Genomic DNA, 18481 nt, shown 5'->3' with positions numbered 1-18481 from the left:
TCAGTCGATCCCGTTGGCACGTTGCAGCGCCCGGATGTAGGCGACGATATCGGCGACGTCCGCCCGGGTCAGGCCCGTTTGCGGGGGCATGTCGCCGAACTTCCAATGGTGGGATCTTACCCCGTTCTGAACGGCCATCTGGAAGGCGATGTCGCCGTGGTGCGAGAGTTCGTAGATCTTGTGGACCAGTGGCGGGCCGAACCCCATGCGGCCTGTGGCATTCTGACCGTGGCAAGCAGCGCAGACGGCGTCGAAGGTGCGTTGCCCCATCTGCGCCTGTGGGCCGAGGCTTTCGGGAAGCGTGATCTGGACGATGGCGTCACCTTGGGCAGGTGTCGTAGCAGGGGCCGGTGTGCCGGTCGTGCCGGACCGGGCCAGGTACCAGCTGCCGCCTGCAACCGCGGCGGCGGCAATGGCCAGGGCGGGGAGGAACTTTTTCATGTCGATATCCTGAAAGGCGCGGCCGGGGCCGCGTGGTCGCATCCGGGCGGAGGTCTCCGCCGGTGAAATTGGATGCGTTCAGGCGCGGGGTGGGGGCAGGATCGTGGCAGGAGGAAACGACGGCAGGCCTGCGTCGGGGGCGGGCACCTTCGCCTGCGATCCGGGCAAAGTTATCTCCGGAACGCCGGGAGCACTGCTCAGGACGTAAAGGGCGCAGGCGGCGCCATGTTGGCAGTCCCGGTGCGATGAGGGCATCCCGTGGCTTTGATCCGCCTCGGCCATCTCGGGTATGACATGTGTCATCCCGGGGCACTCAGGGCAGGTGCCGCGGTGATGGCCCTGGTGCGCGACGGCTGCCCCGGACGCCAGCGTCCAGGCGATGAGGACTGTCATCACGAGCGTCAGAAACAGCCGCACGTTTTGTTTCCCTGCCATGGCCATTGGAAGAGTTCTGCCTGATTGCCGCCAGATCGGTCCGTCAATGCGGGTCGACGGGACGGGCGAGGTTGTCGAGGATGGCGCAATGCGGGGTGTCGTCGCCGTGGCATTGCCCGATCAGCGATTGCAACTGCGCTTCGAGGTCCTGCAGCTGGCTGATCCGGGCCTGCACGGCTTCGAGGTTGCGCATAGCCAGAGCCCTGACGTCGCGGCTTGCACGGGTTTCATCCGCGTTCAGTTCCAGCAGGCGCCGGCATTCTTCCAGCCCGAAACCAAGGTGGCGCGCCTGCGCCAGCATGCGCAAGCGGGTGATCTGGCGGTCGCCGAAGTCACGGTAGCCGTTTTCGGCGCGATCAGGCTCTATCAGACCGATCTCTTCGTAGTAACGGATCGTCTTGACGGTGAGCCCGGTCTGTTTTGCAGCCTGTCCGATATTCATTAGCCTGCTCCTTTCGTATGTCATATAAAGGTTCCAGCTGCTGGAGGGTCAAGGGGCAGCTGCGCGCCCTGGAAACCTTGCGGTGTCGGGGGGAAGTTGGCGGGAGAAAGTCATGGGTGCATCGGCGGTCGCTCTTGACCCTCCAGCGGGGGGAGACCTTACCTGATCGGTTGTCAAACGAACCAAGGAGTCCGAGATGAGCCTCTACAAGGTAGAAGACATGAGCTGTGGCCACTGCGTTTCCACGATCGAAAAGGCGGTCGCATCAGCCGACCCTTCGGCCAGCGCCACCTGCGATCTGACGGCCAAGACCGTGAAGATTTCCGGCACTTCCAACATTCAGGCGGTTCTGCAATCGATCCGCACCGCAGGTTACGAGCCCGTCCCGGCCTGAACGGAGGGCTCCCCCGCTATCCGGGGGCAACACTCAAGCGGCCCCGTCGTGGAGATCCATGGCGGGGCTTTCGTCTTTCGCCGCCCGGGGCGCGGGGCGAAGCAACTGGGGAAGTGCTTAGCGCAGAGGCGCGGGGTCTTGCCTGGGGCCTGCGTGAAGCGGCCGCCCACTTGACCTGGCATGCGGGCTGGGCTCCCCTGATCCTCCGATCCGAACAGGCCGGAGCCTCCCTGCGGGGACCGTGTGAACCGAAGGCCCCTGAATGACCACGATTACCGTAGAGCGCGCCCTGCGGCTGCCCGATGACCTGCGGGTCGCCCGTGCGGAAAGCGCGCCCCACCTGGGGCCACGGATCCTGTTCTTCAGCGGGGGCTCCGCCCTGAACGGTATTTCACGCCGGTTGAAGCGGTACACCTTCAACTCCATGCATCTGATCACCCCCTTCGACAGCGGCGGCAGCAGCCAGGTCCTGCGGGAGGTTTTCGACATGCCCGCCGTGGGGGATCTGCGGTCGCGGCTGATGGCGCTGGCGGATGAGACGGTGCTGGGACAGCCGGACATATATGCGCTGTTTTCCCACCGCATGCCGAAAACGGGCGATCAGGCAGAGCTGCGGACGGCGGTGGAGGACATGGCGCAGGGGGGGCATCCGCTGATTGCGGTCATTCCGAAACCGATGCGGCAGCTGATCCAGGAACAGCTTCAGGCCTTCCTGGCCGAGGTGCCCGACAGTTTCGACTATCGCAATGCCAGTATCGGCAACCTGATCCTTGCAGGCGGATACCTGAGCCATGGGCGCGCTCTGGAGCCGGTGCTGTTCCTGATGTCGAAGATGGTCGACGTGCGCGGAATCGTCCGTGCGATCGTGGATGAGAACCTGCAGCTTGGTGTGGAGCTGGCGGATGGCTCTCGGGTGATCGGACAGAGGGAAATCAGCGGGAAAGAAGGGCCGCCGCTGGCCAGCCCGATCAGGCGCTGTTTCCTGAGCGATGGTGGCGGGACCGAGTGCACGCCGGCCTCTGTCCAGCTGGAGGCGCGGAACCGCCAGATGATCGAGCGGTCAGAGGTCATCTGCTATCCGCCGGGCAGTCTCTATTCCAGTGTCATCGCCAACCTTCTGCCCGCGGGTGTGGGCCGGGCAATCGCCGCCCGCCGGGTGCCCAAGGTCTACCTGCCGTCACTTGGCGAGGATCCCGAGGCCATGGGCCATGACCTGACGGCGCAGGTGGCCGCGATCCTGACGCCGCTGCAGCGGGATGCCGGGGACGACGTGCCGGTTGCGCGGCTGATGACCCATGTCCTGTGTGATCGGAGCGTGCCGGAGGCGGCCTGCGCGGCCGTGACCGAAAGCTTCGGGATCCCCTGCATTCGATTGCCGCTGAAGCAGACAGATGTACAGAAGTACGATGCCACAGCGGTCGCCCGGATGCTGGTCTCCCTCACCTGAGGGGCCGCGTCAGTTGGCGTCTTCGGGGAAACGGGCGCGGGTGCGGTTGGCAAAGGCCACCAGGGAAAGCATCACCGGCACCTCCACCAGCACGCCCACGACGGTGGCCAGGGCCGCGCCGGAGTTCAGCCCGAAGAGGGAGATCGCCACGGCGACCGCGAGTTCGAAGAAATTCGACGTGCCGATCATTGCGCAGGGCGCGGCGATGCGGTGCGGCACCCTGAGCAGGAAGGCTGCGCCGTAGGCCAGGGCGAAGATGCCGTAGCTCTGGATCAGGATCGGGATCGCGATGAGCGCGATCACCAGCGGGCGGGACAGGATCACCTCTCCCTGCAGGCCGAATAGGATCGCGACGGTCGCGATGAGCCCGATCATCGATAAGGGCTTGATCCGCGCCGAGAAGGCTTCGATCGCGGCGGGGCTCGCCAGAATGCGGCGGGTGATCAGCCCTGCGACGAGGGGCAGGACGACGTAGAGCAGGGTGGCAAGGACCAGCGTGCTCCAGGGAACGGAGATTTCCGTGACCCCCAGCAGGAAGGCGACAATGGGGGCAAAGACGACTACCATGATGAGATCGTTCACCGAGACCTGCACGAGGGTATAGGTCGCATCCCCACGGGTGAGTTGCGACCAGACGAAGACCATGGCTGTGCAGGGTGCCGCGCCCAGAAGGATCAGGCCGGCGATGTATTGTGCCGCATCATCCGGCGAAATCCATGGGGCGAAGACGTGGTCGAAGAAGAGCACCGCGAGCAGGGCCATGGTGAAAGGCTTCACCAGCCAGTTCACAACGAGCGTAACCAGAAGTCCCCGGGGCTGGCGTGCAACCCCGGCCACGGCGCCGAAGTCGACGTTGACCATCATCGGGTAGACCATGGCCCAGATCAGTACCGCGACCACCAGGTTGATCGAGGCGACTTCGGCCGCGGCGACGGCCTGCACCAGCCCGGGGGCAAGCAGGCCGATCAGGATGCCGCCCGCCATGGCAAGCGCAACCCACAGGGTCAGCAGCCTTTCGAAACGGCCCAGCGGTTCGGGCGGCGTGGCGGTGGGTGCGGTCATCGTGTCTCTCCGGTCGTTGGCCATCAGGGCGCAGCATGCAGGCGGGAGATGTCGTCCCCGTGATGATGCCGGTCGGGCCGGGCCGCAATCGGTGCGGTGGTCCGGAGTGTCCGAGCCGTTTTTCGGTAAGTGGTGCCGTGCCCTGCGTCAAGCGAGGCAGGGGCCAGTACGGCGATCCGCGCGTGCGGGGAGGGTCAGCTGCCGTTTTGCCCGCCGGCATAGCGAGAGGGAGAGACGCCCTTCTTGCGACGAAAGGCTGTCGCAAAGGCAGCGGGGCTGGCGTAGCCCGCGATATGGGCCGCCTCTGCGACGGAGGCGCCTTCGCGCAGGGCCTCTGCCGCGAGGTCGATCTTCAGGTCGCGCAGCCGGTCCAGAACGGTCTGCCCGCAGCCCCTTTCGAACAGCCTGCGAAGCGAGGAGACGGAGGTGCCCACGGCGGCGGCCACCTGGGGCAGGGTGGGGAGGGGGCCGGGCATTGCGGCAAGCCGTTCGGCCCTGCGCAGCTGGTCACGCTGGTGGGCGCTGAGCCCATCATCCTGCGACAGGATCCCCTCCATCGCATGCTGGACGAGGGACATCCCCAGGGCTTCCGAAGCGAATTGCAGGGCGACCTGCGCCCCATCCCCGGCCGCGCGCAGGGCAAAGAGCCGTTCGGCGTGGATCACGTCATCGGCGCTGGCCGTCCATTGCGCGATCCGCTGCGACTGCCCACGCAGGACCGCTTCCCTGGCGACACCGCGCGCGGCGAGCCAGTCCCAGTCGAGCACGACGGTGACCTTGGTGAGCTTCTGACCCCGCCGCACCCTCCGGCGAAACTCCGACGGCTGATCAAGGGCAGAAAGAAGCAGTCGGGCCGGTTGCCCGTCTTCCCGCGACATGTCGAGCGGGGCACCGGCAACGGTCGCTTCGACCTGGCCCGACAGGACGAGGTGAAGGACGATGTTGGCCGGGCGCAGGTTCCGGGTTTCGAAATCTTCCTCGGCCCGGGAATCGTGGAGGTTGACGGTAAAGCCCGAGGCCGTCCTGGCGCCTGCGCGCGCGCCGCGCATGACGACCCGGTCGAGGGGCAGGGTGGCACCGAAATCCTGCCCGGGCGTTGCCAGGCGTTCTGCCACATCAGAAATGCGAATCTGTCCCATGACCGCCGGTCACCCTTCCATCTTTGGCGTTTTGGATGAGGTTTTTGGCGTTTGGCAGAAGGTCCATGGCTGGTCGAGACCTTACAGAGCTTTTATCGACTAAAAAAGTCAGAAATTCGGGATAGTCAGGGACAGACCTCATGAATGCCTTCACGCGCACCTCGCTCCGCATGGCTCTCTTCGCTTCAACCACTCTGGCCGGGCCCGCATTTGCGGAGGATATCGTCCTGCCGGCGATCCAGGTGGATGGTTCGAGCTACGAGACCGAGGATTCGGATAGCTACACGACCAACCTCGTTTCCGTCGGGGAAAAGGCGACGATGACACCGCGCCAGGTGCCGCAGTCGACTTCGGTGGTGACCAGCGAACAGATCGAAGATGGCGGTTACACCGCGCTGGAGGAGGCGCTGGCAGATACGCCGGGCATCATGATCCTGAACAACAACGTCGGCCGGTCCTCGATCTTCTCTCGAGGTTACGAGTTCGACTATCTCTACTTCGATGGCCTGCCGGCGCCTGTCAGCTCCATCTACGGCACCCAGCCCGACCTTTCGATCGTCGACCACGTGGAGGTGCTGAAGGGGCCGAACGGGCTGTTCATCGGCACCGGCGAACCCGCAGGCTCGATCAACATGCGCCTGAAGCAGGCCACCGCGACGGAAACGACGGGCTATGCGAGCACCTCTCTCGACAGCGATGGACAGGTGCGTGGCGAGTTCGATATCTCCGGCAAGCTGAACGAGGATGGCACCCTGCGCGGCCGCTTTGTCGCGGCTTATGGCGATGGCGACAACTTCGTCGATGGCGTCGAGAACGGTGTCACTTCGCTTTACGGCACCGTTGCCTGGGACGTGACGCCTGACACCCAGCTGACCTTCTCCGTCAGCCACATGGAACGCGATATCGTCCCCTACAACGGCCTGCCGACCGATGAGAATGGCGATCTGCTGTGGCTGGACAGCGACGCGACGACTGTTCTGGACTGGAACAACTTCGAGAACGAGACGACTGATGTCGTTCTGAGCGCAGAGCACTACTTCGACAATGGCACCCGCCTGAAGGCATCGCTGCGCCAGTCGAACCAGTCGGCCAATATGCTTTACGGCTATTCCGGCAGCACGGCGGATTCCGACAATCAGATTTCCAAGATTTCCTGGCTCGCCCGTGATTTCGATCAGGACAGCCTTGCGCTGGACCTGCATGCGGAAATCCCGCTGCAGTTCGGCAGCTGGGATGGTGCCGCGATCGTCGGCGCAGACTGGCAGAAGGTCGACAGCACGATGTACCAGGCGCGCGGGTCCGTTACGGGCACCTGGGATCTGGACGATTGGGACAGCTCCGCCGTGGATGAACCGGACGTGACCTATTCCACCAAGACCGACACGGAAACGACGTCCCGCGGGCTCTACTCCCAACTGCGGCTGTCGCCGAACCAGGCGCTGACCCTGATCGGGGGCGCGCGGCTCAGCTGGTACGACGGGACGGTCACCGAGACGACGATTACCTCCGGCGACACTTCGGTCGAGGACTACGATGTCGATGCCCAGGTCACTCCCTTTGCCGGTCTGACCTACGACATCACGCCTGATGCGACGCTCTACGCCAGCTACTCCGAGATCTTCATTCCGCAGTCGGAGCTGGATGTGAACGGCAACCTGCTCGATCCGATCGAAGGGCAGCAGTACGAAGTGGGCGTGAAGGCGCAACTTGGTTATGGCATCAACGCCTCGGCCGCGCTGTTCGACCTGACGGAGGTGAACCGCCCTGTCTCCGTGACCGGGACCAGCTACTACGAGGCCGAGGAAAAGGTGCGTTCGCGCGGTCTGGAACTGGAGCTTTCGGGGGAGGTCGGTGAGAACTGGCACCTCGCGGGTGGCTACACCTACACCCACACCGAGTACCTGAACGGTGACAGCGAAGGGGACACCTTCTCCACCTACACGCCGGAACACATGTTCAAGATTCAGGCGCTCTATGATGTCGATAGCGGTCCGCTGACCGGTTGGAGCTTCGGCGGCCGTATCACGGCGATGTCCAGCTTCTCTTCCAAAGGTGTGGTGGCGCCGGCCTACCAGGTGGTGGACCTGCTTGCGAAGAAAGAGATCGCGGATGGCATGACGCTGCGGATGGGGGTCGATAACGTCTTCGACGAGGCCTACTATACCCGTGTCGGTGGCACGACCGTGTTCAACTTCCGCGGTGCCCCGCGTACCTTCAACGTTGCGCTGACGAAGGAATTCTGAAGCCCAGGGGAGGGCGTTCGCCCTGAAGACGATGACTGACCGCCTTTCCCGCAACGAACCGTTTTCGACGGATCTGCCACCTGTCACGCCCTGGAGCCCCCGGGGCGTGACGCAGTTTGATATGACGACACCGGGCGGAGAGGTGTTTCGCATCCTGCTCTCCGTGCCGGACGGCCCCGTCCCGACGGGTGGCTACGGCCTGATCTGTGCCATCGACGCCGGCTGGACCTTCGGAACGCTCTGCGACGCGCTGCGGCTTCAACGCGAAAATGGTGCCGGGCCGACCATCGTCGTCGGTGTCGGTTGGCCCACGCCCGATCTGGTGGACATGGAGCGACGCGGGCGCGATCTGGTGCAGCCTGCATCGGAGGAGGGGCATCGAGAGGATACGCTGCAATTCGTAACGCGGCAGCTGCTGCCGCTGATCGAAGGGCTGCATCCGGTGAACCAGGCCCGCAAGCTGATGCTTGGGCATAGTTTCGGCGGCGCCTTCACCCTGCGGATGGCGATTTCGAACAGCCTCTGCTTTTCCCATTTCGCGGCTGGAAGCCCCTCCATCTGGACCGATCCTGACTGGTACTTTGCCCGGTCCGGGGATGCCGCGCCACGATTGCTGATCACCCTCGGCGCGCTGGAAGATCCTGATGCGGAAGGCGCGGGCGTGCAGCCGCTTGACCGGTTGGAGCGGCTGCGGGCGCGGGACATGTTCGGCCGTGCCAGGCGTATGGCAGGGAAAACCGGCGCCCGTCTGGTGACCTATGAAGGGGCGACGCACGGGGCCTCTGTCACACCTTTCCTGGCAGAAGCGGTGCGATTTCTCTGGCTCTGAGGGCGGGGGTGTTTCGCCTGGGGGCTGTCAGGTGCCCCGGGCGAGGTGGGCTTCGAAGGCGCGCAGGGTGTCAGGCGAAACGTGGTGTTCGATCCCCTCTGCATCGACCTCTGCCGTTTCCGCAGGGACGCCGACCGCGATCAGAAGATCGACGACGGTCCGGTGGCGTGCTCGGACAAACTCCGACAGTTCCCGCCCGGCATCGGTCAGGAAGACGCCACGGTAGGGGCGTGATGTCGCCAGGCCTTCACGCTTGAGCCGGGCCACGGCCTTGGTGGCCGTCGGATGCGCAACGCCCATGCGCGCGGCGATGTCGGCAACGCGCGCCTCACCGTGAGAGGCGATCAGATCGCCGATCATTTCCACGTAGTCTTCAAGGATTGCACGGGCCTGGGCCTCTCTCGTGCGGGCAAAGCGATCGGCCAGTTCGGCCGGTGTCGCCTGGGCAGGCGTGACCGGTTCTTCTGATGCGGATTCGGTCATTTATCCTCCCGTCGTGCTCGTCCAAAGTGGTGCTGGGCGAGGCTTCAGGTTAGCACATTTAAGCCGCGGAAATCAATGTAGCCTAGGCTGGATTTTGCCTGCGATGGGGCGTGAACGCATCTTTGACAGGCCGCGGGTTGGCACGGGGTGTGCCGGACCTATATGCCCTGTTGCACAGAATGTAGCCAAGGCTATATTTCAGCGAGTCCCGTCCGGAGAGCCTGATGAACATTACCGATCGCACGCGCCAGGGCATGTCCGCCGTCCTCTCCGGGAACCGGCGAGGACTGTTTGGGCGGCTGCTGTTCGTCGGGCCGGCCGTCATCGCCTCCATCGCCTATGTCGATCCGGGGAACTACGCGACGAACATCCAGGCTGGTGCGGGCTATGGCTACATGCTGCTTTGGGTCGTCCTGCTGGCCAACCTGATCGCGATGCTGTTTCAGGCCCTATCGGCGCGGCTGGGGATCGTCACCGGCAAGAACCTGGCGGAGATGTCGCGGGATCACTTCCCCCGTCCTGTCGTCTGGGGCATGTGGGGCGTGAGCGAGATCGCGGCCATGGCGACCGACCTGGCGGAGTTCCTGGGCGGTGCCATAGGTCTGGCCCTACTGTTTGATATTCCGTTGCTCTGGGGCATGGTCGTGACCGCCATCGTGACCTATGGGATCCTCGTTTTCGAACGTCAGGGGTTCCGGCCGATGGAGCTGATCATCGGGGCGATGGTTGGGATCATCGGGCTTTGCTACCTCGGGGAAGTTTTCCTGGCTCCCATCGCCTGGGATCAGGCGCTGAGCGGGCTTGTGACCCCGCGGATGCCCGATGCAACGGCGCTGACCATTGCTGTGGGGATCATCGGGGCCACGGTGATGCCGCACGCGGTCTACCTACATTCCGGTCTGACGCAGTCTCGGGCGGTGATGCGCAACGATGGTGATCGTCGGCGCGTCCTGGGGTTCTCGAATGTCGAGGTCGTGGTTGCCCTGGCCGTTGCGGGGCTGGTCAACATGGCCATGGTGATGATGGCTGCCTCCGCGTTCCACCAGGGGCACAGCGAAGTGGCCGAGATCGAGACGGCCTATCACCTGCTGACCCCGCTTCTGGGATCCGCCGCTGCGGCCGTCTTCCTCGTTTCGCTGATCACTTCGGGGGTGTCGAGCTCGGTCGTCGGGACCATGGCGGGGCAGATGATCATGCAGGGCTTCCTGCGGGTGCGCGTGCCGATCTGGCTGCGTCGGCTGGTCACCATGGCTCCAGCTTTCGCGGTCGTGGGGCTGGGCTACAACGCGACCGATGCGCTGGTCATGTCTCAGGTCGTGTTGTCGATCGCGCTGCCGGTGCCGATGATCGCCCTCATCATCTTCTCTGCCCGACGCGACATCATGGGCGACTTCGCGGTCGGACCCGTGATCCGGCTGTTGTCGATCCTCGGCGCGGTCCTCGTGCTGGGCCTGAACTTCGTGTTGCTCGCCCAGACCTTCGGCCTGCCCATCCCCTTCCTGGCTGACTGAGCTTACCCTGCCTGCAACCTGTCGGAGACGTCCTGTGCGGTTCGCTGCAGTACCGGGAGGAGGTCCATCGCGCGCGCATAGGACAGCCGTTGGGAGATCGACGAGATGGAGATCGCCAGAAAGGGCAGGCCGACCGGGTTCGGGACCGCGACGGTCAACCCGGTAATGCCGGTGAAAGTCACGTCCTGTGCCCAGCCAAAGCCGCGCTCCCGCGTGAAATCGACCTCATCCCTCAGGGAGTCGGGGGTGGCGCCCAGAAACAGTGCCGCGTCGCCCTGGGCGCGCAGGATGATGTCTTCCGAATCCTCCTCCGGCATGGCGGCGAGCAAGGCGCGTCCGCAATGGGTGGAGACAAGGGGGCGGCTCTGGCTGGCGCTGACGACATGGGTGCGGATCGGGTAGGCGCCTTCGCATCGCAGGAGGTAGTGGGCGTAATCGCCCTGCCGCATGGCCAGGTATGCGGTGTCCCCGGTCTCGTCCGCGAGGCGCTGGATCAGGGGGCGCAGGGCCTCCGGATCACCAACTGGGCTGGGGGCACTGAGGCCGAGTTCATGCATCAGTGGGGCGAGCTGATACCGGCGGTCCGGGGTCCGGCGCACGAACTTTTCGGACACGAGGGTCCCGAGGATCCGGTGGGCCGACGGGCGGCTCAACCCCGTGGAGCGTGTCACGTCGATCAGCCGGGCACCACGGGGGCCGTGGCGTGCGACCTCTCTCAGGATGGCGCAGGTGCGTTCCACGACCTGGCTCTTGCTGCCCCTGTCTTCCCTGGGGGCCGACTCTGCTTTTGTCGATGTCTCGCCCATGTGAGCTCCGATAGGTCCGGTATGCGGACATGTATATGGTCGATCCTCGCATGTGGAAAGGGTCGTGTCTGTTAATGTTTGACAATTGTCGTTGTCTTGGGCGCAAGGTCAGTTTGACATGCGGACTATTGGAGGAACTTCGCTATGAACTTTCGTCGATTTGAGGGTCAGGTGGCGGTGGTGACCGGGGGATCCCGCGGGATCGGCCGTGCGGTCGCGGAGCGGCTGGCCGAAGAGGGCGCGCGGGTGGTTGTCTGGGATTTGGCGGGGGCTCAGGCGGCTGCCGGCACCTTGCCTGGGGATGCGATCGGCCTCGATGTGGATGTCAGTGATGAGGCCTCGGTCGAGGCCGCGGCGGTTCGTACCCGGGAGGTTTGCGGTGCGGTTGACGTCATGGTGACGGCCGCTGGCATCACGGGGGAGACCCGGCCCGTCCTGGGGCATCCGTACGAAAGTTGGCGCCGGGTGGTCGATATTCACCTGGGGGGTGTGTTCCTCTGCGCGCGTTCCGTGCTTGAGGATATGGTGGCGCGGGATCGGGGGCGGATCATCGCGGTTGCCTCCGTTGCGGGGAAGGAGGGCAATCCCAACGCCTCCAGCTATTCTGCCGCGAAGGCGGGTATCATCGGTTTCATCAAGTCGCTGGGCAAGGAGCTGGCTGCGACCGGGGTGCGCGCAAACGTTATCGCGCCGGGGCTGATCAACACACCCCTGATGCAGCAGTTGCCACCCGAGCAGGTGGAGTTTTCGCTGTCCAGGATTCCCCAGGGACGATTCGGTACCGTGGAGGAGTGCGCGGCGATGATTGCTTTCATGGCGAGCGAGGAATGTTCGTTCTGTTCGGGGGCGGTGTTCGATCTTTCGGGCGGGCGGGCGACCTATTGACCTTCGGGTGAGTTTAAAGTCCGTTTGGCAAACTTTTTGTGGTTAAGCGTATTTCCATGATGTCATTGATATAGATCAATAAACACATGGATTGCTCTTGGGGTCTCTCAAAAAACGCCCTTTCACGGATCTGATAGTCCATCATGCGGACTGCCGAAGTTGACTGTCAGATCCCACATTTGGCATTTGTGTAATCACGGGAAACAGGCCGCTCTGCCCCAGCCCAGGGCAGCGGCGGTCAGTGGTTCCGGCGGGAGTGGCCCGCAGGAGGAGAGTTTACGGCATTGCTGGTCCGGCGTGGAGCCGGCAGCCCGCGCAAGCGGGGTGGGACAGCTTTGCCTTCAGGGAGGAATGTCCATGAAAGCACCCAAGATCCTTTTCACCTCTGCCTTGGCGATCTGGTCGGCGACCGGTGCGATGGCGGAGACCTTCAAGTTTGCGATGATCGATCCCTTCTCCGGGCCGGCCGCGATGGTGACCGAACGTATCGAGAAGGTCCTGCGCTATGCCGTGGACGAGGTGAACGCCGAAGGCGGCCTGAACGGCGAGCAGATCGAGATCCTGACCTTCGACAACAAGATGTCCCCGCAGGAAACCGCGATCCAGGCGCAAAAGGCGATCGATGCCGGCGCAACGATCCTGCAGACCAGCGTGTCGTCGTCCAATACCTTTGCGCTCGTGGATTTCGTCAGGAAGCATAACCGCCGCAATCCGGACAACAGGGTCATCGTCTTCGATGGGGCGAGCCACGATCCGGCGATCACCGGTGAAAAGTGCAGCTACTACAGCTTCTCCTGGGTGCTGAATGCCTATGCAAAGACTGCCGGGCTGGCGACCTACCTGAAGGACCGTCCCGACATCACCAAGGTGTTCCTGCTCAACGCGGAAGGATCTTCCGGGCAGACGAGCCGACAGGCCTTCATCGACATGGTGGGCGAGGCGCGGCCGGATATCGAGTGGGTGGGCGATGACACCCACCCGCTGCAGAAGATCACCGATTTTGCACCCTATATCGCCAAGATCCGTTCCTCTGGCGCGCAGGCGGTCATTACCTCTGACTGGGGCGCTGACCTGGCGCTCGTGCTGAAGGCAGCCGGCGAAGGTGGTCTGGACGCAGAATGGTACACGTTCTTCTCCACCGGTCCGGGTGCGCCGACGGCGATTGCCCAGGCCGGGCTGGATGGGCTGGTCTACTCCGTCTTTGATGGTGACGCCGGGATCCAGGACGCGGCGCTGCAGGCGCATGAGGTCGCGTTCCGCGAGGCCTCCGGCATCTCTGCCAGCCCCTTCCCGGGGGATACCTCGGCGCTGCGCGCGCTGTCCGAAGCGGCGGCCAAGGCGGGCAGCAATGACGTCGATGCCCTGGTTGCCGCGCTCGAAGGGGCGCAGTTCGAGACCATCTTCGGGGCACAGGCGACCTCTCGCGCAGAGGATCACCAGCTGCTGACGCAGATGGCCGTATCCAAATTCGAGCCGAAGGGTGAAGGTGAACTGGACGAGGAAGGGACCGGCTGGGGCTGGACCAATGTTGCCCTCATCCCGGCGGCGGAGATCACCCTGCCGTCGACCTGCGAAATGGATCGTCCCTGATCTTCCCCTCCGATCAGGCGGGGAGGCGGCGCGCCGCCTCCCCAACGTCCCTCCGGTTCCCTGCGAGACTGCCATGACCAAGAATTCCTATCCCTATCGCGTCGTCACCGAGGGCCTCGGGTTTCCCGAAGGTCCCGTCGTCCTGCCGGACGGCCGCGTGATCGTCTGCGAGATCAAGAACCGCTGCCTGACTGCCGTGTCCCCCGACGGCACCAGGGAGGTGCTGGTGCAGATGGAGGGCGCCCCGAACGGCGCCGCCGTGGGCGCCGATGGCGCGCTTTACATCTGCAACAACGGCGATGGCTTTGCCTGGGGCGACCCGGGCGGCGTGACCCAACCCGTCGGTGGCAACCCCGATTTCAGCGGCGGCCGGATCGAGCGGGTGGACCTGGAAACCGGCGAAGTCACCGAGCTGTACCGCACCATCGAGGGCCATGACCTTCTGATGCCCAATGACATCGTCGTCGACCGCGACGGTGGGCTGTGGTTCACCGACCACGGCACCCGCACCCCGCGCAGCTTCCTCCACGGGGGTCTCTACTACGGCAAGCCCGACGGTTCTTACGCCTGCGAGATCGCCTGGCCGATCACCACCGCCAATGGTGTGGGCCTCAGCCCGGATGAAAAGACCGTCTACGTGGCGGACACCGAAAGCGGCCGTCTTTACAGCTATGCGATCACCGGCCCCGGCGAGATCGAGAAGCCCAGTCCCTTCGAACCGGGCGCCGCCGTGCTGGCCCAGCTGGAGGGCTTCCGCCGCTACGATAGCCTGGCGGTCGAGGAATGCGGCAACATCTGCTGCGCCGGCCTGACGCCTGGGTGCATCTCGGTCATCTCGCCCGAGGGCAAGGAGGTCGAGACGGTCATCACTCCCGACGCCTTCACTACCAACATCGCCTTTGGCGGGCCGGACATGAAGACCGCCTACATCACGCTGTCCGGCTCTGGCCAGCTGATCGCCATGGACTGGCCGCGGCCGGGTCTGAAACCTAACTTCTCGGGGCTTTGATCACATGGGCATGGATGTCATTTCCTTCTCGATCCTGAACAGCGTCCTTTACGGCATGCTGCTGTTCCTGCTGGCTTCGGGCCTGACACTGATCTTCTCGATGATGGGCGTGCTGAACTTCGCCCATGCCAGCTTCTTCATGATCGGCGCCTACCTGGGCTACGAGATTTCCAAGGACATCGGGTTCTTCCCGGCGCTGGTGCTGGCGCCGCTGATCGTCGGCTTGCTGGGCGCGCTGGTCGAGCGATACGGGCTGCGGCGGGTGCACAAGTTTGGCCACCTGGGTGAGTTGCTCTTCACCTTCGGCCTGGCCTTCGTCATCGAAGAGGCCGTGCAGATGATCTGGGGCCGGTCGAGCCAGAACTTCCGCGTGCCCGCGGCGCTGGACTTCACCGCCTTCGAGATCTTCGGCACCGGCTATCCCGCCTTCCGCGTCTTCATGCTGGTCGTCGCGGTCGCAATCTTCGCCGGCCTCTGGCTGCTGCTGACCAAGACCCGCGTCGGCCTGATCGTGAAAGCTTCGCTGACCCACCCCGAGATGGTGTCAATGCTAGGTCACAACGTGCCCATGGTCTTCATGGCGGTCTTCGGCGTGGGCTCGGCTCTGGCCGGTATCGCGGGCGTCATCGCCGGGCCGGTGCTGGTCACCCAGCCGTCGATGGCGGCGGCGCTCGGTCCGATCCTGTTCGTGATCGTCGTCGTGGGTGGGTTGGGCAGCCTTGCGGGCGCCTTCATCGCCTCGCTGATCATCGGCTTCATCCAGACCTTCGCCGTGGCGATCGACCTGTCGGTCAGTGACGTCTTCGGCTGGGTCGGCGTCACCGAGGCACCCACCTTCCTGGGGCCGATCATCACCGATGCCTGGGGCGTGACCGTCGCACAGCTGGGGCCGGTCATTCCCTACCTGCTGCTGGTCGTCATGCTGATCTTCCGGCCTGCGGGCCTTGTCGGAAAGCGCGGCTGAGGCCGCGAGGAGAGGAGACAAGACCTATGACCATGAATGCGATCAACACCGACCGCCCCGGCGCCGTGCAGCAGCTGTTGCCTACGACGCTGCCCTGGGCCGCGATTGTCGTGGTGCTCTTCACCCTGCCGATGCTGTTCCCCGGCACGGCCATGATGTCGACCCTGAACTACCTCGGCACGATGGCGATCTTCGCCCTCAGCTACAACGTGCTGCTGGGCCAGACCGGCCTGCTGTCGCTGGGCCATGCCACCTTCTTCGGCCTGGGCGGCTTCATCGCCACCCACGCCCTGCTGGGCATGGCGGATGCGGGCTGGAACTTTCCCCTTCCGCTGCTGCCGCTGATCGGGGGCGCCGGCGCCTTCGTGCTGGGCATCTTCGGTGGCTGGCTGGCGTCGGGCCGGGGCGGCATGCCCTTTGCCATGATCACGCTCGGCCTGTCCGAGCTGGTCTATGCGGCCGCCGCGATCTTCCCCCATATCTACGGGTCCGAAGAGGGGATCTCGATGGACCGGATGGAGCTGGGCTCCAGCTTCGGGATGAATTACGCCAGCCAGACGGACATCTACGTTATCGTCGCTGTCTGGTTCGTGATTTGTGCCGTCGGGCTGAAATACTTCACCACCACGCCGCTTGGCCTTCTGGCGAATGCCGTGCGCGACAATGCCGAACGGGTCGAATTCCTGGGCTTCTCCGCCCGCCGGGTGCGGATGTGGACCTATGCGATTGCCGCCGGCGTGGCGGGTATCGCGGGCAGCCTCGCGGCCATCAACTTCGAGATCATCACGGTGATCGAACTGGGGGCTGCCACCTCGACCCTGGTTCTGCTGATGACCTACATCGGCGGCACGCGGGTCTTCTTCGGCCCGGTCCTGGGCGCCATCGTCATCGGACTGATGAAGGTCTGGCTGTCGGACCTGACGCCCGCCTGGATGATGTACTTCGGCCTGCTGTTCATCTTTGTCGTCATGGTCGCCCCGGGCGGTCTGGCCGGGATGATCGTCGGTGCCGCGCGGATGATCCGTGCCGGCAAGCTGGCGCCGCAACTGCCGCTGCTGCTGGCCATCGGTGCCCTTGGACTGGTGTCGCTAGCGGGCATCATCATGCTGATCGAACTGGGCTACCGCGCCGGGCTGGACGCGCCGCTTGGGCCGCAGATCTCCATCCTGGGCCTGCCGATGAACGCCCATGGCGTTCTGTCCTGGGCGCTGGCCGCCGTGCTGGCCGGGGGCGCGGCCTTCGCCATCCGCCCCCTGCTGGACCGCCTGGCCAGCCTGCGACACAGCCTTGGCGTGAAGGGAGAGAAAGCATGACCACGAATGCCATCGAGATCCGCGATCTGAAGAAAAGCTTCGGCCCGGTCGAGATCATCCGGGGCGTGAACCTGGACCTGCACGCGGGCGAACGTCATGCGCTGATCGGCCCCAACGGGGCGGGCAAGTCGACGCTGTTCCACCTGATCTCGGGCCGGATTGAACCGACCAGCGGCGTCATCAAGCTGCATGGCAAGGAGATCCAGGGGAAATCCCCGGCCGAGATCGTCCATGCCGGCCTGTCGCGGTCTTTTCAGATCACCAATATTTTCCCCGAGATGACGGTGCTTGAGAACCTGCGCTGCTCGGTCCTGTGGAAGCTTGGGCATCGCTATTCGGTGCTGCGCCCGCTGGGCCGGCTGAAGGACGTGGACGCGGAATGCACCCGCCTGCTGGACGAGCTGGGCCTGACGCATCGCCGCAACCACCGCGCCGACAGTCTGACCTATCCCGAACAGCGCGCGCTGGAGCTGGGGCTGGCCGTTGCCAGCGGTGCCGAGACGCTGCTGCTCGACGAACCCATGGCGGGGATGAGCCATTCGGAGACCGCCGCCGCGCTGGAGCTGATCATGCAGGTGACCGAGGGGCGCAGCCTTCTGATGGTCGAACACGACATGGGTGTGATCTTCGAGATGGCCGACCGGATCAGCGTGCTGGTCTATGGCCAGATCATCGCCACCGGCACCCCGGAAGAGATCCGCGCCAACCCCGCCGTGCAGGAGGCCTACCTGGGCACCGCAGGCGAGGGGGAAGCCGCATGACCAAGCCAGAGCTGGACATCAAGGCAGAGACCCTTCTGGGCATCCATGGCCTGCAGGCCTGGTACGGCAAGAGCCACATCCTGCACGGCGTCGACATGGAAGTTCGCCGGGGCGAGATCGTGTCGCTTCTGGGCCGCAACGGGGCAGGGCGCTCGACCCTGCTGAAGGCGGTCATGGGCGCGATCGAGACCAAGGGCGAGGTGGATTTCATGGGCGAGAACCTGGTGGGCAGGAAGCCGCACCAGATTGCCCATGCGGGTCTGGGCTACGTGCCCGAAAGCCGCGACATCTTCCCCGAGCTGACGGTTAAGGAAAACCTTGTCCTGGGCCTGAAGCCCAAGGGCGAGGGGCGTTGGACGATGGAGGAGATCTATGACCTCTTCCCGGTGCTGCGCACCCGCGCCGACACCCGCGCCGGATCGCTGTCGGGCGGGGAACAGCAGATGCTGACCATCTGCCGGACGCTGATCGGCGATCCCGAGCTGATCATGGTGGACGAACCGACCGAGGGCCTCGCGCCCAAGATGGTCGCCGCCGTGGGCGAGTTGCTGGAACAGATCGCGGCCCGGGGGATCTCGATCCTGCTGGTGGAGCAAAAGCTGGTAATCGCGCTGGACATCTCTCACCGGGTCTACGTGATGGGCCATGGTGAAATCGTATTCGAAGGCACGCCCAAGGCATTGATGGACAATGCCGAGGTGCGCGCCGAATGGCTGGAGGTATGACC

At 64.5% G+C, this 18481-nt stretch carries 18 protein-coding genes; 12 read left to right on the top strand and 6 right to left on the bottom strand.

What is annotated here, in order from left to right; all coding sequences use genetic code 11:
• On the bottom strand, positions 1-441 hold the full coding sequence (locus AC2IR1_RS14905) for a c-type cytochrome (RefSeq protein WP_486472758.1): 441 nt from the start codon (positions 439-441) through the stop codon (positions 1-3).
• Between the two features lie 478 nt (positions 442-919).
• The gene (gene cueR, locus AC2IR1_RS14900; RefSeq protein WP_486472757.1) at positions 920-1318 is read right to left on the bottom strand and encodes a Cu(I)-responsive transcriptional regulator; all 399 of its coding nucleotides are present in this window, start codon (positions 1316-1318) and stop codon (positions 920-922) included.
• Between the two features lie 196 nt (positions 1319-1514).
• On the opposite strand from cueR, the gene AC2IR1_RS14895 reads away from it, so the two are divergent.
• Both AC2IR1_RS14895 and AC2IR1_RS14890 read left to right on the top strand, forming a co-directional pair.
• A complete protein-coding gene (locus AC2IR1_RS14895) occupies positions 1515-1712 on the top strand; it encodes a heavy-metal-associated domain-containing protein (RefSeq protein ID WP_486472756.1) in 198 nt (65 codons plus the stop codon).
• Positions 1713-1974: 262 nt separating this feature from the next.
• Complete coding sequence (locus AC2IR1_RS14890) at positions 1975-3159, top strand: GAK system CofD-like protein (RefSeq protein ID WP_486472755.1); 1185 nt, start codon at positions 1975-1977, stop codon at positions 3157-3159.
• A gap of 9 nt (positions 3160-3168) precedes the next feature.
• Here the strand turns inward: AC2IR1_RS14890 and arsB are convergent, their stop codons facing one another.
• Both arsB and AC2IR1_RS14880 read right to left on the bottom strand, forming a co-directional pair.
• Entirely contained in the window at positions 3169-4221 is a 1053-nt protein-coding gene (gene arsB, locus AC2IR1_RS14885; RefSeq protein WP_486472754.1) for an ACR3 family arsenite efflux transporter, read from the bottom strand.
• Positions 4222-4415: 194 nt separating this feature from the next.
• Positions 4416-5360 carry a helix-turn-helix transcriptional regulator gene (locus tag AC2IR1_RS14880; RefSeq protein ID WP_486472753.1) on the bottom strand — a complete coding sequence of 315 codons (945 nt, stop codon included), beginning with the start codon at positions 5358-5360 and terminating at the stop codon, positions 4416-4418.
• A 140-nt stretch (positions 5361-5500) separates the two neighbouring features.
• Between AC2IR1_RS14880 and AC2IR1_RS14875 the strand changes: the two genes are divergently transcribed.
• On the top strand, positions 5501-7603 hold the full coding sequence (locus AC2IR1_RS14875) for a TonB-dependent siderophore receptor (RefSeq protein ID WP_486472752.1): 2103 nt from the start codon (positions 5501-5503) through the stop codon (positions 7601-7603).
• Between the two features lie 106 nt (positions 7604-7709).
• A complete protein-coding gene (locus tag AC2IR1_RS14870; protein ID WP_486472751.1) occupies positions 7710-8432 on the top strand; it encodes an alpha/beta hydrolase in 723 nt (240 codons plus the stop codon).
• 27 nt (positions 8433-8459) lie between these two features.
• Here AC2IR1_RS14870 and mntR read toward each other — a convergent pair whose 3' ends face one another.
• The gene (gene mntR / locus AC2IR1_RS14865) at positions 8460-8915 is read right to left on the bottom strand and encodes a manganese-binding transcriptional regulator MntR (protein WP_486472750.1); all 456 of its coding nucleotides are present in this window, start codon (positions 8913-8915) and stop codon (positions 8460-8462) included.
• Positions 8916-9139: 224 nt separating this feature from the next.
• Here mntR and AC2IR1_RS14860 point away from each other — a divergent pair, with 224 nt between their 5' ends.
• Entirely contained in the window at positions 9140-10426 is a 1287-nt protein-coding gene (locus AC2IR1_RS14860) for an Nramp family divalent metal transporter (RefSeq protein ID WP_486472749.1), read from the top strand.
• A 2-nt stretch (positions 10427-10428) separates the two neighbouring features.
• On the opposite strand, the gene AC2IR1_RS14855 is transcribed toward AC2IR1_RS14860, so the two are convergent.
• Positions 10429-11232, bottom strand: coding sequence for an IclR family transcriptional regulator (locus AC2IR1_RS14855; protein WP_486472748.1), 804 nt, complete (start codon positions 11230-11232; stop codon positions 10429-10431).
• Between the two features lie 144 nt (positions 11233-11376).
• On the opposite strand from AC2IR1_RS14855, the gene AC2IR1_RS14850 reads away from it, so the two are divergent.
• The 7 genes from AC2IR1_RS14850 (at position 11377) to AC2IR1_RS14820 (ending at position 18479) form a co-directional block, all read left to right on the top strand.
• Positions 11377-12117 (top strand): SDR family NAD(P)-dependent oxidoreductase, encoded by a 741-nt coding sequence (locus AC2IR1_RS14850; RefSeq protein ID WP_486472747.1) that lies wholly within the window; start codon positions 11377-11379, stop codon positions 12115-12117.
• A gap of 357 nt (positions 12118-12474) precedes the next feature.
• Positions 12475-13707: a branched-chain amino acid ABC transporter substrate-binding protein gene (locus AC2IR1_RS14845; protein WP_486472746.1), complete on the top strand. Its 1233-nt coding sequence runs from the start codon at positions 12475-12477 to the stop codon at positions 13705-13707.
• A gap of 73 nt (positions 13708-13780) precedes the next feature.
• Positions 13781-14716, top strand: coding sequence for an SMP-30/gluconolactonase/LRE family protein (locus AC2IR1_RS14840; protein WP_486472745.1), 936 nt, complete (start codon positions 13781-13783; stop codon positions 14714-14716).
• Positions 14717-14726: 10 nt separating this feature from the next.
• Entirely contained in the window at positions 14727-15680 is a 954-nt protein-coding gene (locus tag AC2IR1_RS14835; RefSeq protein ID WP_486472744.1) for a branched-chain amino acid ABC transporter permease, read from the top strand.
• 26 nt (positions 15681-15706) lie between these two features.
• Positions 15707-16993, top strand: a complete 1287-nt coding sequence (locus tag AC2IR1_RS14830; RefSeq protein WP_486472743.1) for a branched-chain amino acid ABC transporter permease — start codon at positions 15707-15709, stop codon at positions 16991-16993.
• Positions 16990-17754 carry an ABC transporter ATP-binding protein gene (locus AC2IR1_RS14825; RefSeq protein WP_486472742.1) on the top strand — a complete coding sequence of 255 codons (765 nt, stop codon included), beginning with the start codon at positions 16990-16992 and terminating at the stop codon, positions 17752-17754. Before AC2IR1_RS14830 ends, AC2IR1_RS14825 begins: the two co-directional genes overlap by 4 nt.
• A complete protein-coding gene (locus tag AC2IR1_RS14820) occupies positions 17751-18479 on the top strand; it encodes an ABC transporter ATP-binding protein (RefSeq protein WP_486472741.1) in 729 nt (242 codons plus the stop codon). The genes AC2IR1_RS14825 and AC2IR1_RS14820 overlap by 4 nt, the downstream gene beginning before the upstream one ends.
• The last annotated feature ends 2 nt before the right edge of the window (positions 18480-18481 follow it).

This window comes from Pseudooceanicola sp. NS-SX8 (assembly GCF_057380755.1).
This window is presented reverse-complemented; position numbering and strand designations above follow the sequence as displayed.

Coding starts and splice junctions, on each gene's coding strand:
- AC2IR1_RS14840 (WP_486472745.1), top strand. CDS start 13,781: ATGACCAAGAATTCCTATCCCTATCGCGTCGTCACCGAGGGCCTCGGG.
- AC2IR1_RS14820 (WP_486472741.1), top strand. CDS start 17,751: ATGACCAAGCCAGAGCTGGACATCAAGGCAGAGACCCTTCTGGGCATC.
- arsB (WP_486472754.1), bottom strand. CDS start 4,221: ATGACCGCACCCACCGCCACGCCGCCCGAACCGCTGGGCCGTTTCGAA.
- AC2IR1_RS14880 (WP_486472753.1), bottom strand. CDS start 5,360: ATGGGACAGATTCGCATTTCTGATGTGGCAGAACGCCTGGCAACGCCC.
- AC2IR1_RS14860 (WP_486472749.1), top strand. CDS start 9,140: ATGAACATTACCGATCGCACGCGCCAGGGCATGTCCGCCGTCCTCTCC.
- AC2IR1_RS14905 (WP_486472758.1), bottom strand. CDS start 441: ATGAAAAAGTTCCTCCCCGCCCTGGCCATTGCCGCCGCCGCGGTTGCA.
- AC2IR1_RS14830 (WP_486472743.1), top strand. CDS start 15,707: ATGACCATGAATGCGATCAACACCGACCGCCCCGGCGCCGTGCAGCAG.
- AC2IR1_RS14855 (WP_486472748.1), bottom strand. CDS start 11,232: ATGGGCGAGACATCGACAAAAGCAGAGTCGGCCCCCAGGGAAGACAGG.
- AC2IR1_RS14825 (WP_486472742.1), top strand. CDS start 16,990: ATGACCACGAATGCCATCGAGATCCGCGATCTGAAGAAAAGCTTCGGC.
- AC2IR1_RS14845 (WP_486472746.1), top strand. CDS start 12,475: ATGAAAGCACCCAAGATCCTTTTCACCTCTGCCTTGGCGATCTGGTCG.
- mntR (WP_486472750.1), bottom strand. CDS start 8,915: ATGACCGAATCCGCATCAGAAGAACCGGTCACGCCTGCCCAGGCGACA.
- AC2IR1_RS14875 (WP_486472752.1), top strand. CDS start 5,501: ATGAATGCCTTCACGCGCACCTCGCTCCGCATGGCTCTCTTCGCTTCA.
- AC2IR1_RS14850 (WP_486472747.1), top strand. CDS start 11,377: ATGAACTTTCGTCGATTTGAGGGTCAGGTGGCGGTGGTGACCGGGGGA.
- AC2IR1_RS14835 (WP_486472744.1), top strand. CDS start 14,727: ATGGATGTCATTTCCTTCTCGATCCTGAACAGCGTCCTTTACGGCATG.
- cueR (WP_486472757.1), bottom strand. CDS start 1,318: ATGAATATCGGACAGGCTGCAAAACAGACCGGGCTCACCGTCAAGACG.
- AC2IR1_RS14895 (WP_486472756.1), top strand. CDS start 1,515: ATGAGCCTCTACAAGGTAGAAGACATGAGCTGTGGCCACTGCGTTTCC.
- AC2IR1_RS14890 (WP_486472755.1), top strand. CDS start 1,975: ATGACCACGATTACCGTAGAGCGCGCCCTGCGGCTGCCCGATGACCTG.